The organism is Campylobacter sp. (assembly GCF_017646085.1).
Classification (GTDB): Bacteria; Campylobacterota; Campylobacteria; order Campylobacterales; family Campylobacteraceae; genus Campylobacter.
Genome location: NZ_JAGCNF010000143.1, coordinates 1 through 12,199, shown reverse-complemented (window position 1 = coordinate 12,199; position 12,199 = coordinate 1). Strand labels below are relative to the sequence as shown.

The 12,199-nt window shown below is 36.0% G+C and carries 14 protein-coding genes; 13 read left to right on the top strand and 1 reads right to left on the bottom strand.

The genetic code is table 11. The features are described from left to right. From J6V67_RS07335 to J6V67_RS07275, 13 genes are all read left to right on the top strand, one after another. On the top strand, positions 1-2,008 hold a 2,008-nt coding region (locus J6V67_RS07335; protein WP_291860877.1), incomplete at its 5' end, for an autotransporter domain-containing protein. Between the two features lie 85 nt (positions 2,009-2,093). Then, positions 2,094-3,233, top strand: coding sequence for an ABC transporter substrate-binding protein (locus J6V67_RS07330; RefSeq protein ID WP_291860874.1), 1,140 nt, complete (start codon positions 2,094-2,096; stop codon positions 3,231-3,233). Further along, positions 3,230-4,231 (top strand): iron ABC transporter permease, encoded by a 1,002-nt coding sequence (locus J6V67_RS07325; protein WP_291860871.1) that lies wholly within the window; start codon positions 3,230-3,232, stop codon positions 4,229-4,231. Before J6V67_RS07330 ends, J6V67_RS07325 begins: the two co-directional genes overlap by 4 nt. Next, a complete protein-coding gene (locus tag J6V67_RS07320) occupies positions 4,212-4,991 on the top strand; it encodes an ABC transporter ATP-binding protein (RefSeq protein WP_291860869.1) in 780 nt (259 codons plus the stop codon). Before J6V67_RS07325 ends, J6V67_RS07320 begins: the two co-directional genes overlap by 20 nt. A gap of 13 nt (positions 4,992-5,004) precedes the next feature. After that, positions 5,005-5,550, top strand: coding sequence for a DJ-1 family glyoxalase III (locus tag J6V67_RS07315; RefSeq protein WP_291860866.1), 546 nt, complete (start codon positions 5,005-5,007; stop codon positions 5,548-5,550). A gap of 121 nt (positions 5,551-5,671) precedes the next feature. After that, complete coding sequence (ppk2, locus tag J6V67_RS07310) at positions 5,672-6,496, top strand: polyphosphate kinase 2 (RefSeq protein WP_291860864.1); 825 nt, start codon at positions 5,672-5,674, stop codon at positions 6,494-6,496. Between the two features lie 45 nt (positions 6,497-6,541). Further along, complete coding sequence (locus J6V67_RS07305; RefSeq protein ID WP_086228333.1) at positions 6,542-7,018, top strand: 3-isopropylmalate dehydratase small subunit; 477 nt, start codon at positions 6,542-6,544, stop codon at positions 7,016-7,018. A gap of 8 nt (positions 7,019-7,026) precedes the next feature. Beyond that, on the top strand, positions 7,027-8,097 hold the full coding sequence (leuB, locus tag J6V67_RS07300) for a 3-isopropylmalate dehydrogenase (RefSeq protein ID WP_291860859.1): 1,071 nt from the start codon (positions 7,027-7,029) through the stop codon (positions 8,095-8,097). Then, positions 8,094-8,345, top strand: a complete 252-nt coding sequence (locus J6V67_RS07295) for a hypothetical protein (RefSeq protein WP_086224919.1) — start codon at positions 8,094-8,096, stop codon at positions 8,343-8,345. Before leuB ends, J6V67_RS07295 begins: the two co-directional genes overlap by 4 nt. Further along, positions 8,342-8,887, top strand: coding sequence for a hypothetical protein (locus J6V67_RS07290; RefSeq protein ID WP_291860852.1), 546 nt, complete (start codon positions 8,342-8,344; stop codon positions 8,885-8,887). The genes J6V67_RS07295 and J6V67_RS07290 overlap by 4 nt, the downstream gene beginning before the upstream one ends. Continuing rightward, positions 8,847-9,941, top strand: coding sequence for a CCA tRNA nucleotidyltransferase (locus J6V67_RS07285; RefSeq protein ID WP_291860849.1), 1,095 nt, complete (start codon positions 8,847-8,849; stop codon positions 9,939-9,941). The genes J6V67_RS07290 and J6V67_RS07285 overlap by 41 nt, the downstream gene beginning before the upstream one ends. Further along, complete coding sequence (locus tag J6V67_RS07280; protein ID WP_291860846.1) at positions 9,928-10,773, top strand: disulfide bond formation protein DsbA; 846 nt, start codon at positions 9,928-9,930, stop codon at positions 10,771-10,773. The genes J6V67_RS07285 and J6V67_RS07280 overlap by 14 nt, the downstream gene beginning before the upstream one ends. Continuing rightward, positions 10,770-11,213, top strand: coding sequence for a GatB/YqeY domain-containing protein (locus J6V67_RS07275; RefSeq protein ID WP_291860843.1), 444 nt, complete (start codon positions 10,770-10,772; stop codon positions 11,211-11,213). The genes J6V67_RS07280 and J6V67_RS07275 overlap by 4 nt, the downstream gene beginning before the upstream one ends. Before the next feature lie 82 nt (positions 11,214-11,295). Here J6V67_RS07275 and J6V67_RS07270 read toward each other — a convergent pair whose 3' ends face one another. Beyond that, a complete protein-coding gene (locus J6V67_RS07270; protein ID WP_291860841.1) occupies positions 11,296-12,048 on the bottom strand; it encodes an SIMPL domain-containing protein in 753 nt (250 codons plus the stop codon). Positions 12,049-12,199 lie beyond the last annotated feature (151 nt).

The following is a 12,199-nucleotide window of genomic DNA, read 5'->3' as shown; positions in this document are numbered from 1 at the left end:
CAAAGGCGGCCAAATCGCTGGCAATGTCTATGTAAATAACGGCTCAACCCTAAGTGGCAACGGCGTAATCAAGCAAAATTTAACCAATGACGGCTCAACCGTCCGCCCAGGCAATGCTGACCTAACAGATCTAACAGTTGATGGCACTTACACTCAAAAAGGCACAAATTCAAAACTTATCCTAGATTTTGGCAATGATAAAAATTCAAAATTAATCGCCAACAATTTTAATATACAAGATGGCAAATTAGAATATAATCCATTAGAGAAATACTTTACTATCAACAAAGAAGTAAAAATTGATCTAGGCAAATTAGCCGATCATATAAGCGAATTTGATGAGGTGTTGGTTGCAAGTAATAATAGTATTAAATTTGATGTTAGACTAGATAATGATAAATCTACAATCAATAAAGACCCAAATTCAAATCCAACGCCACCAGCTCCAACAATAGGCGAAGCTAGTACAGGTAGCGGAACGACCAGTGGCGGCGGAGACTCAAACGGCGGAACTGGTGGAGCTAGTAGCGGAGATAACGGCAACCTAAGCGATGGCACAAATAGCGGAAATCCAACTGGCGGAGACAATAACCAAGGCGGAAGCGCAACTAGCGGAAATGGCGCTGATAACGGCTCAAGCGGTTCAAATCCAACTCAGCCAAACGCCGGTAGCAGCGAAGCAAATTCAGGCTCAAGCGGTGGAGCGCAAAGCGGACAAAACGGCGCTGGTAGTTCTAGCGGCTCAAGCAGTTCAAATTTAAATCCTAGCAATACCGGCTCAAGCGGTTCGCAAAACCCAAGCACGCCAAATAACCCAAGCCAAAACACTCAAAAGCCAAACAGCGGCGTTATAATCGTAACCCCAGTTGTACGATCAGATGCTTATGCTTCAAATTCAGCACAGCTTAGTCAAACTATGCGAGATATCAGAAGTAGAAATGATCTAAATCCGCAGTATCAGCAGTTTTTTGCTACATTAGATTCAAGTACCCAAGAAAACTATAAATCTACTATGAGTCGTATCGAGGGTAGATCTATAGGCGATATGACATCTATTCAAAGCTCAACTCATAATAACTTTATGCAAAATAATATGCTCTTTAGTCTAAATCCAGCTACTTCGACACTATTTGCTTATAATCAAAATCCATATGATAGTGGAGTGTTAGTAGCTTCAGTAGCAAGTGATTATATAATAGATCTAGGGCTTAACTCTGCTACGCCAAAAGATTACTGGTATATAAATCCTACATTTAAACGCTATAATGGCGATGGATTTGATGGATATCAAAGTGGCGCAAGTGTGAATTTGGCTCAACATATTGGCTCAAATGGACTAATTGCTTATGGAATTGGAGCGAGCCTTTCAAAGCTAGATTTTGATATTGGTGCAACGGCTAAGAGTTCAAATTTTGATATAGCACTAAACTATACTCACGATTTTGAGAGCTTTAAGCTCCTTAGTGGCGGGTCGTTTATGGTTTCATTTAATGAAAATGAGCGTACAGTAGCTAATACATTAAGTAGCGATTATAAGAGTTATAGTAGTAGCTTGCAACTTGGCGTGGCTAAGGATTTTAGACATTATAGTATTGTTGTTACTCCGCTTGGATATCTAGGCTATGGTAAAATTTATCAAGAGAGCTTTAAAGAAAGTGGTGGTATATTTGCTAAAAATTACGATAGTATAAATCACGATATATACACAGTTGGTATGGGATTAAATTTAGCCTATGAAGGTAGTGATGAAAAAAGCAGATATACAGGTTATATTATTTATGAAAGAATGCTAGATGGCTACAATATGGACGCTAGTGCCCAATTTAATGACTTTAAGGGGCAGAAATTTAGTCAAAGATATCACTTAGATAAAAATAGATTAAATCTTGGCGTTGGAGCTGAATACGCCTTTAATAGTGGTTATTTTGCTAAATTTGGCATTGGTAGCGAGTTTGCTACAACTAGTGATAATTATAATCTCTCAGTTACATTTGGTAAAAGATTTTAATAAAATCTACTTCATAAATTTAGGCTTTTTAGCCTAAATTTAATTATTAAAAGATATAATCTTGCATTTATTTTAAGGAGTTTTTGTGAGATTTATTATTTTTTTTATATTTTTAGCTAGTTATGCTTTTGGTATTAGCGTTACTGATATGCGTGGTAAAACTGTACAAATTCCATCAAATTTAAATAGAATAGCTACTATTAGCGATGGCTTTGTTGAGGGGGTTATGACACACCTTGGTGAGATTCGCAGAGTCAGCGCAATTGCGTCTTGGTCACTAAAGCGTGATTATAAATACAAGATTAAAGGCATAAATGAAGAGCTTGAATTTACTGGATTAAATACTATGAGAGCTATGCATCCATGGCTTGATACTTTGCCATGCTTTAACTCACCTCAAGGCAATATTATCAACTATGAAACCCTAATGCAATCAGCCCCACAGCTTATTATATTACGAGTAGGGGATTGTACTGTTGGTGGAGCAGATAAGGCGGCATTAGAAAAAACATTATCTATACTAGAAGCTTCTAAAATCCCTTTAGTTGTACTATACTCACCTACATATACTAAAAATTTAGCTACGATAAAAGATGAAATGAGAATTATTGGCGAGATTTTTGGAAAGAGTGAACAAACTTTAAAACTATATGAGTATTTAGTTGGGATTGAGAATTTAATAAAATCTCGCACCCAAACTGCTACAAATCAGCCAAAAATGCTATATCTAGGCCTAAGCCTAGCAGCTAAGAAAAATGGTGCTAGTGGTATCACATATGGCATTGATACGCCAGAATCTCAGCTTTTAACTACTACTATAAATGCTCAAAATGCATTTAATTTGGCTAAAGGTTCTAGGGTTATGATTAGCGCAGAACAGATATATGCGCTTGAACCTGATGTTATATTGCTGCCTACATATAATGGCTATCATCCAACATTTGAACTTTATGAAAATGAGAGTTATGCTAATTTACGTGAGTTAAAGGCTGTGCGTCAAAAACGTGTATATTCGCTTCCATGGACGCCGATGAACTGCTCAAGGCGTCTAGAATATCCTTTGGAGCTTTTAATAATTGCAAAAGCAGCGCATCCAGATAAATTTGCTGATATAAATATTGGCGAGTTTGCGCTAGAGTTTTACCAAAAACTATATGGTGTAGATATAGAGGCTGCTAAAATGCTTCGTTCAGCGCAAATTTTGGATTGGACTGAGCAGTTTTGAGAGTTTTTTTAGTTGTAGCTTTGCTCTTTGTTTTATTAATTTGTACATCAATTTTTGCCTTGCTTAGTGGAAATTTAGCTCTAAGTGCAGCCGATGTGATGGGCGTGATTGCTTATAAGCTTTTTGGAATAGGAGAGCTAAGTGCAACTGGAGAGATTGTGGTATGGAATCTTAGAGTGCCTAGGATTTTAATAGCTATTTTAGTAGGGGTTTCTTTAGCATGTGCTGGAGCGATTTATCAAAGTATTTTTAGAAATCCTTTAGTTGAGCCATTTATTTTAGGGGCTAGTTCTGGGGCTAGTTTTGGGGCTAGTCTTGCAATTTTATTGCCAAGCATCTTTTTTTCACTTGAGCTTAGCGCTTTTGCTTTTGGACTTTTGGCGGTATTTTTAGCCTATACTTTAGCTTTTGAAAGAGGCGTTACAAATAGTGTTGCGCTTGTGCTTTCAGGCGTTATTGTGGGGGCGATTTTTAGCTCGCTTGTTGGAATTATGAAGTATTTAAGCGAGGATGCTCAATTAAGAGAGATTACATTTTGGATGATGGGTGGACTATATCACGCTAGTTGGGATGATATAGCTGTAAATGGACTATTTGGCATACCATGTTTTATCATTGCTTTTGCTCTTTCGTGGAAGTTAAATTTACTTAGCCTTGGCGATGAAGAGGCTAGATCACTAGGTGTAAATCCGCAAATTTATAAAGCTATTTTTATCGTTATAGCAACTTTGCTTAGCGCTTTAAGCGTAGCAAGTGTAGGGATTATAGCGTGGATTGGACTAATGATGCCACATGCTGCTAGAATGCTAGTAGGTGCTGATAATAGAGCGATTTTACCTGTGGCTGGACTGATGGGAGCGATTTATTTGCTGCTTTGTGATACTTTATCTAGGACGCTAAGCAGCGGAGAAATTCCTGTAGGGATTATTGTTTCGCTACTTGGGGCGCCGTTTTTACTATGGATTTTAAAGGTTAGAAGTGCAAAATTATTTGGATAAATTTATAGTTGAAAATCTTAAATTTAGCTATGGAAAAAGCCAAATTTTGTGTGGAATTTCATTTGAGCTTGAGCGTGGGGATTTGCTTGGATTGATGGGATCAAATGGTAGCGGTAAAACCACATTGATACGCTCTCTTTTAGGATTTTTAAATGCTAGTTATGATGGGTATAAAATATTTGGAAGTGAGTTTAAAAGTCTTAAAATCAGTCAAATTTCAAGATTAATATCATATGTTCCTCAAGCCCATAATCTACCATTTAATTACACTCTTTTTGATATGGTCTTAATGGGGAAAAGGCCGCATTTTGGTGGGGTTTTTGGTTTTAGCAAAGATGATATAAAAGCTGTAGAAAACGCTATGGATATGGTGGGAATTTTGCCTTTAAAAGATAAGAGTTTTAGCTCTCTTAGTGGCGGACAAAAGCAGCTAGGATTAATAGCTAGAGCCATAGCCCAAGACTCACCTATAATGATTTTAGATGAGCCAACTAGTGCGTTAGATTTTAATAATCAAATTTTGATTTGGAAAACTATGCGAGCCTTAGCAAAAATGGGAAAAATCATAATAATTTGCAGTCATGAGCCAAATCATATATTTTGGTTTGCCTCTAAGGTTTTAGCTATTAAAGATGGAAAGGCTTTAGCATTTGGCAAAAGTGAGATAATAAATGAGATTTTGCTAGAGCAAATTTATGGAGCAAACTATAAAATTTGCTCCTTAGCAAATCAAAAAATAATATACTATTCAATCAATTAATAAAGGAGAAAAAATGGCAAAAGTAGCTGTGATGATGGCAAATGGTTTTGAAGAGATTGAAGCGCTTAGTGTGGTTGATATTTTACGCAGAGCTGGTGTAGAGACTAGTATGGTAGCACTTGATAACTCTTTAGAAGTAAGCGGTGCGCATGGCGTAAGCTTAAGAGCTGATGTATTATTTAATGAGTATGATTTTGCTAGCGCTGATATGATTGTTTTACCTGGAGGGCTTCCTGGAGCAGAGTATCTAGCCAAAAGCGATAAACTTAGCCAAAAATTAAAAGAAGCCAAAGCAAATAACAAGAAATTAGCAGCTATTTGCGCAGCTCCTTGGGCGCTTAGTGCTGCTGGGGTTTTAGGTGAGCATTATACTTGCTATCCAGGATTTGAAGGTACAGTAAATCACGCTGGATATAGGGCTGATAAAAATGTCGTAATAGATGGAAATATCATCACCTCAAGAGGTCCAGCTACGGCTATGGAGTTTGCTTTAATGCTTGTTCGTGAGCTATGTGGCGAGCAAAAATATAGCGAACTAAAATCTGGGCTTTTAGCCTAATTTTTAGCTTAAAAAAATATAGTTGCATTTTTGTCTTTTGATATTAAATTTGCTAAATTTTTGCTAAATTTAATATAAAAAATTATAGAATATTAAAATTTTTATCTACGGAGGTAATACATTGAGCAGCCAAGAAGATTTTGTAACCATTAAAGTCAAAAAATCAAAACTAAAATATGAAGAAGAGCTTAAAAAGCTTCAGATTGAATTTTTAAAATTTCAAACATATGTTAAAAAAGAGGGCTTAAAAGTTTTAATAATTTTTGAGGGTCGTGATGCTTCTGGTAAGGGCGGTACAATAAAAAGATTAATCGAGCACGCAAACCCAAGGGGATGTCGTGTGGTTGCGCTTGAAAAACCAAGTGATGTTGAAAGAACTCAGTGGTACTTCCAACGCTATAGCGATCATTTACCAAGCGCTGGAGAGATTGTAATATTTGATAGAAGCTGGTATAACAGAGCTGGAGTTGAGCCTGTTATGGGATTTTGTACACAAGAAGAGCATAGGGAGTTTTTACGCCAAGTTCCTAAATTTGAAGAGATGATAGTAAGCTCAGGGATTATTTTATTTAAGTTCTATTTCTCAGTATCAAAAGAGGAGCAAAAAAGACGCTTTAAAGAGCGCAAAACTGACCCATTAAAACAGTATAAACTCTCGCCAGTTGATGAAAAGAGTCAAGAATTATGGGATCAATATACAATTGCTAAATACTCAATGCTATTATCATCAAATACTCCATATGCACCATGGTCGATTATTGTTAGTAACAATAAAAAACAGGCGAGATTAAATGTGTTTAAACATATATTAAGTAATGTAAATTACGATAATAAAATCAGTCAAAAAGAGCTAAAAGTAGATAATGAAATTTATAGAAGCGGAAGTGCTGAAATCCAAAAAATGGAAGAAAATTTCAACCAAGAACGCATTAAAGCTAGGGATTAAGGTTAATTTGCTATAATATAACCTAAAATTTTATCAAGGAAAAATATGTCAAAAGTATGGAAATTCGGTGATAATATTGACACAGATGTCATAATAGCAGCTAGATATTTAAATACTAGCGATCCAGAAATTTTAGCTAAATATGTAATGGAAGATGCAGATAAAGATTTTAGCTCAAAAGTAAAAGTTGGCGATTGTATTGTTGCTGGTGAAAACTTTGGTTGTGGAAGTAGTCGTGAACACGCTCCAATAGCGATTAAAGCAGCTGGAATAAGTGTCGTAATAGCTAAATCATTTGCTAGAATTTTTTATAGAAATAGCTTTAATACCGGCCTTTTAATCTTAGAGTGCGCCCAAACTGATAGTATAAACGAAGGTGATGAGCTAGAGATTGATTATAGTGGTGGAATTATTAAGAATTTAAGCCAAAATTGCGAGTATAAATTTGAACCAATTCCTGAATTTATGCAAGAACTAGTAAAGTCTGGCGGACTAATTAACTACGCTAAAAGCACTCTTTAAGGATATTTATGAAAAGTTATAATATTTGTGTAATAAAAGGCGATGGAATCGGTCCAGAGATCGCTGATGAGGCTATAAAGGTTCTTGATAGTGTGAGTGCTAAATTTAATTTTGAATTAAATTATGAGTACTATTTGATGGGAGGGGCAGCAATAGATGTCTTTGGTGAGCCTCTTCCTGATGAGACATTAAATGGTGCTAGAAAGAGCGATGCGGTACTTTTTGGTGCGATTGGTGGTGAGAAATGGGATAATCTACCTAGACATCTTCGCCCTGAAAGCGGGCTATTAAAGCTTAGAAAATCACTAAACGCATATGCAAATTTGCGTCCAGCAATGATCTATGATGAGCTTATTAACGCCTCAACATTAAAAGCTGAGGTTATAAAAGGTGTAGATATCTTAGTTGTTAGAGAGCTAACTGGTGGATTATACTTTGGTCAGCCTAGAGAAAAGCTCGAAGATAGAGCCTATAACACAATGACTTATACAGTTAGCGAGATCGAAAGAATTGCTAAAATTGCCTTTGAAGCAGCTATGAAAAGACGTAAAAAAGTTTGCATGGTAGATAAGGCAAATGTACTTGAAACTAGTCAATTATGGCGTGAAGTAACAGCAAAAGTAGCACAAAATTACCCAGACGTAACGCTTGAGTATATGTATGTAGATAATGCAGCTATGCAGCTTGTACGATATCCAACAGGATTTGATGTTATTTTGACTGAAAATTTATTTGGAGATATTTTAAGCGATGAGGCTAGTATGGTTTGTGGCTCTATTGGTCTTCTTCCAAGTGCTTCAATGGGTGGCGATGTAGGAATTTATGAGCCAATCCATGGAAGTGCTCCAGATATTGCTGGACAAGGCATTGCTAATCCTATAGCTATGATTCTTTCAGCTGCAATGATGCTAAGATATGCTTTAGGAGAAAATGAGGCTGCAGATTGTATCGAAAATGCTATAAAAGCGGTGCTAAAAGATGGCTATAGAACCAAAGATATCGCTAAATTTGACGCAGTTGAGATCTGTACAACTAGTGAAATCGGCTCAATTATTAGTGACTATATCAAAAAACAATGAGAGGCACAATTACAGAGGCTCTGATTTACGAAAATCAAGGGCTAAGAGATGAGGCTCTAGAGGTCTATAAAAATATCTTAATGCGTGATCCAAACAATCAAGAAGCACGCTCAGCTATTAGACGGCTAAGTGGTCTAAAGCGCAAAAATGGTGAGACAAATGAACAGATGCTAGAGTTTTATCTAAATTTAAAAGAAAACGATGATGCTGGTATAAGAGAATTTAAAAGGTGGTTGATAAAGATATGAGATTAGAAGATATTGCCAAGCTTACTATTGATGAGGTAAATGCTCAACTACAAGGCACAAGCAATGCTGTGGCTAAAAATGGCTTTATCGTTGAAGAAGCAAGCGATAATGATGAATTTGAAGAATCTAATGAGTTAAGGCGTGAGTTTGATTTTAATCAAGAACCTCGCCAAACTATGCAGACCCAGTTTAAAGCTCAAACTATAGCGCAAAAAGAGGCTGCTAAGAAAAATGCTATGGAGATAAAGGAGATGTTGGCTTCTAGAGTCGCATCTATTGATACTTCAGAATCATTAAGATCAAGACCGCAGCCAAAGCCGCAACTCCAACCACAAGCCCAGACAAAGCCACAAGCACAAAAAAATCTTGGATCAAGCGAGATGCTATATCTACAAGGGCTAAAAGAGAGAATTGGCGTGCTATTTGAGGGGCTAAATAGCGCTGATAGTAGCAATAGCGAATTTAGAATGGATATGACGATTAAATTTTTGGAATTTATGCTTGCTAGTATCGACAATAGGCTATCAAATCTCTCAAAATAGCGATTTTGACGAACTTAAAAAAATACTTTTAAACCATACAAAACGAGCCTACTTAGTTGGCGGATCGGTGCGTGATGCTATACTAGGAATTGGCTCAAAAGATTATGATATCGAGATTTACGATATTACGCCAGATAAATTTGATGCCCTGATGCAAGAGTGCGGTGCTATTGGTGTGGGTAAGAGCTATTTTGTCTATAAGTTAAAAAACTATGATCTAAGCTTACCACGAACTGAATCTAAAAGCGGATATGGTCATAAGGGTTTTAGCGTAGAGTATTGCAATGATGAACGCATAGCTAGCGCACGCAGAGATTTTACGATAAATTCAATTATGGTAAATATATTTAGCGGCGAGGTATTGGATTTTTGGGGTGGCGTGAGTGATTTAATGGCTAAAAGATTAAGAGTTACTAACCCTAAAACTTTTAGCGATGATAGTTTGCGGGTGCTTCGTGGAGTTCAGTTTGCTGCTAGATTTGATTTAGTTTGTAATAGCGATAGTCTTAAGATTATGCAAAAAATAGATATAAGCGATTTAAGTGCTAATCGCATATATTTAGAGCTTGAAAAGTTTTTTATAGCTAAATTTAAAAGACGCGCAATGGAGTTACTTAGTGAGCTTGGGTTAGATTTAAAGCTTTTTGGCGTGGAGTTTGATGAGCGATTTATACAACAAATTTCAAATAAAATTCACACTCACAAGGCTTCATTTTTATACCATTTAATTAATTATTATTCTATTGATGGCAAATCTCTTATCTCTAGACTTGCTTTGCCAAATTGCTATTCTATATCTTATAAACAGCCATTTTTAAAGCGAGTAAGTAAATTTGAACTACTTAAAATCGCCCTTGATATGCCGCTTTGTCAGTGGCTTGGACTTGATAGTAAAAGACGCATAAAGATGGCGCAAGCACTTGGAATTTATGAATGTAAATTTAGCCCAAATATCGATACTAGTGCTATTTTATGTGTTGGCAAGGCTTATGGCGATGAGCTAAAACGACTTAGAATTCAAGCTATAAAGGATTATTTAAATGGTTGCAATTGATCTTGGAAGCAATACAATTAGAGCTTGTAAAATGGAGTTGCTTAGTAGTGGTTTGTTTGAGTGCGTTTATAGCTTTGAGCGTATTGTTGGTTCAGCTCGTGGGCTAAGCCATACTGGATTAGCCACAGATGCTATGGAGCGCATTAGAACAGCAGTGGCTCAGCTTTGTACTGAGGCGTCATTTAGCTCTAGTATAGCAGTAGCGACTGAGGCTTTTAGACAAGCAGCAAATTCGGCTGAATTTTTTAGGCAAATTAGGGCTGAATTTGGTATTGAATTTAATATTATTAGTGGTGAAGTTGAAGCATATTTAACCCGTTTAGGCGTAGAAAATCGTGCTAAAATTTTAAATCTTAATCTAAAAGATTCTCTTTTAATCGATCTTGGTGGAGCTAGTACAGAGATTAGTTTTGGCGAGGTAAATCGTAGTTTTAGCTTTGGGATTATCACAGCTCTTGAGAGTGATAAAAGGGCTGAGATATCAATGGCTATGAAGTTTATTAAGCAGTTTAAATTTAACAATATTATTTTAACTTCTGGCGTACCTACAACAGTCGCAGCGCTTAAGCAAGGGTTAAATTATGCTAATTATAGAGCAGATTTGATAAATGGAGTACAGATTCAAAATACAGATTTAAACTGGGCGGCAAATTTGCTAAAAACTACACCAAATAAAGATGAGCTAGTAGGTAAAAATCGTGCTGATTTGATTGTTAAAGGGTGCGAGATTTTATCAAATTTAGTAGGGTTTAATCCTTGTATAGTGATTGATGATGGTTTGCGAGAGGGTCTTTTTATAGCAAAAAAATTAAATTTAAAGGAGATAAAATGAGCGTAAAAGCACAAATTTTAAACGATATAAAAGCGGCGATGAAGTCTGGAAACGGCTTTGAGAGAGATACATTGCGTATGATAAATTCAGCATTTAAGCAAATAGAGGTTGATGAGAGAGTAGAGCTAGATGATGCTAGAATTTTTACTATTTTGCAAAGCGAGATTAAGCGTAGAAATGAATCAGCTACGCAGTATAAAAATGGAGGCAGAGACGACCTAGCGCAAAAAGAACTAGGCGAGATAGAGATTATCTCTAGATATCTACCAAAGCAACTAAGCGATGAGGAATTAAATACTAAAATATCAGAACTAATCGCTCAAAATGGTTTAAATGGGATTAAAGATTTAGGCACATTGATGAAATTAGCCAAAGAGGCTATTGGCTCAGCGTGCGATGGCAAGCGTATGAGCGAAGCTGCTAAAAAGGCCTTATCATAATAATTAATATAATAGCCTTTTGCGATTAATATCTTTTAAAGTATAAGGCAATAAAAGCCCCATAAAATAGGGGCTAAATTTATTATTTACAACTATATGAAGCAGTAGCTAAGAGATTTTGACTCTTTTTAGATTCTATCGGTGTAGCCGTAAATGCTGCTGTAGCTTTTATATTAGCGTAGTCTGCTGGATAATTTGTAGTGCTAAATTCAACACTATTTAACACACAGTTTTTACCTAATTCTTTAGAGTAGATTGTAGCTTTTGCCATAGCGCTTTTTAAGATTTTGCTATGTAGTAGTTCGCTATTTTGAGCTATGATAGCACTAGAGCTTGATTGGGCTAGAGCTGGTAGGCTCATTGTGATAAACTCATTACCTGCAATTAGCGAATTTAGCGATGTTATAAGCGTTTCATATTTATTAATATCAGTCTTATTAAATTCACATCTAATATCAAAATTTACAAGCTGACCACTAATGATTCTAGCGCCATCATTGTAGCTGTAACTTGGGCTAATAGAGTAGGTAGATCCTTTGCAAATTTGGCTATCTTTAGCAAGGCTTAGCGCTTTATCTAGTGTGGTAGTTATTTGATTTAGTTGTTCTGGAGTGATTTGGGCGCTAGTGCGTAGAGTATTTGTAGATTCTAAAGTGATATGAGAACTAAAACGATCAGGTATAAAATCAACACTTTCTTGAATCACACGACTAAATTTAAGCTCTTTATCGCTAAATTGATCTTGAGATAAAAATTTCGCATCAAAAACCACACCAGCAATAAAAATAATAAGCACCACAAGCGCAAAAAGTGACTTAAAAAGAAGATTTAACATATCTATCCTTATTGTTAAAATAATTTAGTATTTTACAACAGATAATATAATGCTAAGTAAAGAGCTAAAAAGTTAAAATTTGCTCTTTACTTTATTATTTTTAAACATTTATCTGCTCAAGCTCACCCAGCGCCGCAGCGTTATCTGCTTT

What these genes read in the sequence shown, in the direction of transcription:
- leuB (WP_291860859.1), top strand. Translation starts at nt 7,027, where the DNA reads ATGAAAAGTTATAATATTTGTGTAATAAAAGGCGATGGAATCGGTCCA.
- J6V67_RS07270 (WP_291860841.1), bottom strand. Translation starts at nt 12,048, where the DNA reads ATGTTAAATCTTCTTTTTAAGTCACTTTTTGCGCTTGTGGTGCTTATT.
- J6V67_RS07290 (WP_291860852.1), top strand. Translation starts at nt 8,342, where the DNA reads ATGAGATTAGAAGATATTGCCAAGCTTACTATTGATGAGGTAAATGCT.
- J6V67_RS07280 (WP_291860846.1), top strand. Translation starts at nt 9,928, where the DNA reads ATGGTTGCAATTGATCTTGGAAGCAATACAATTAGAGCTTGTAAAATG.
- J6V67_RS07315 (WP_291860866.1), top strand. Translation starts at nt 5,005, where the DNA reads ATGGCAAAAGTAGCTGTGATGATGGCAAATGGTTTTGAAGAGATTGAA.
- J6V67_RS07275 (WP_291860843.1), top strand. Translation starts at nt 10,770, where the DNA reads ATGAGCGTAAAAGCACAAATTTTAAACGATATAAAAGCGGCGATGAAG.
- J6V67_RS07305 (WP_086228333.1), top strand. Translation starts at nt 6,542, where the DNA reads ATGTCAAAAGTATGGAAATTCGGTGATAATATTGACACAGATGTCATA.
- J6V67_RS07295 (WP_086224919.1), top strand. Translation starts at nt 8,094, where the DNA reads ATGAGAGGCACAATTACAGAGGCTCTGATTTACGAAAATCAAGGGCTA.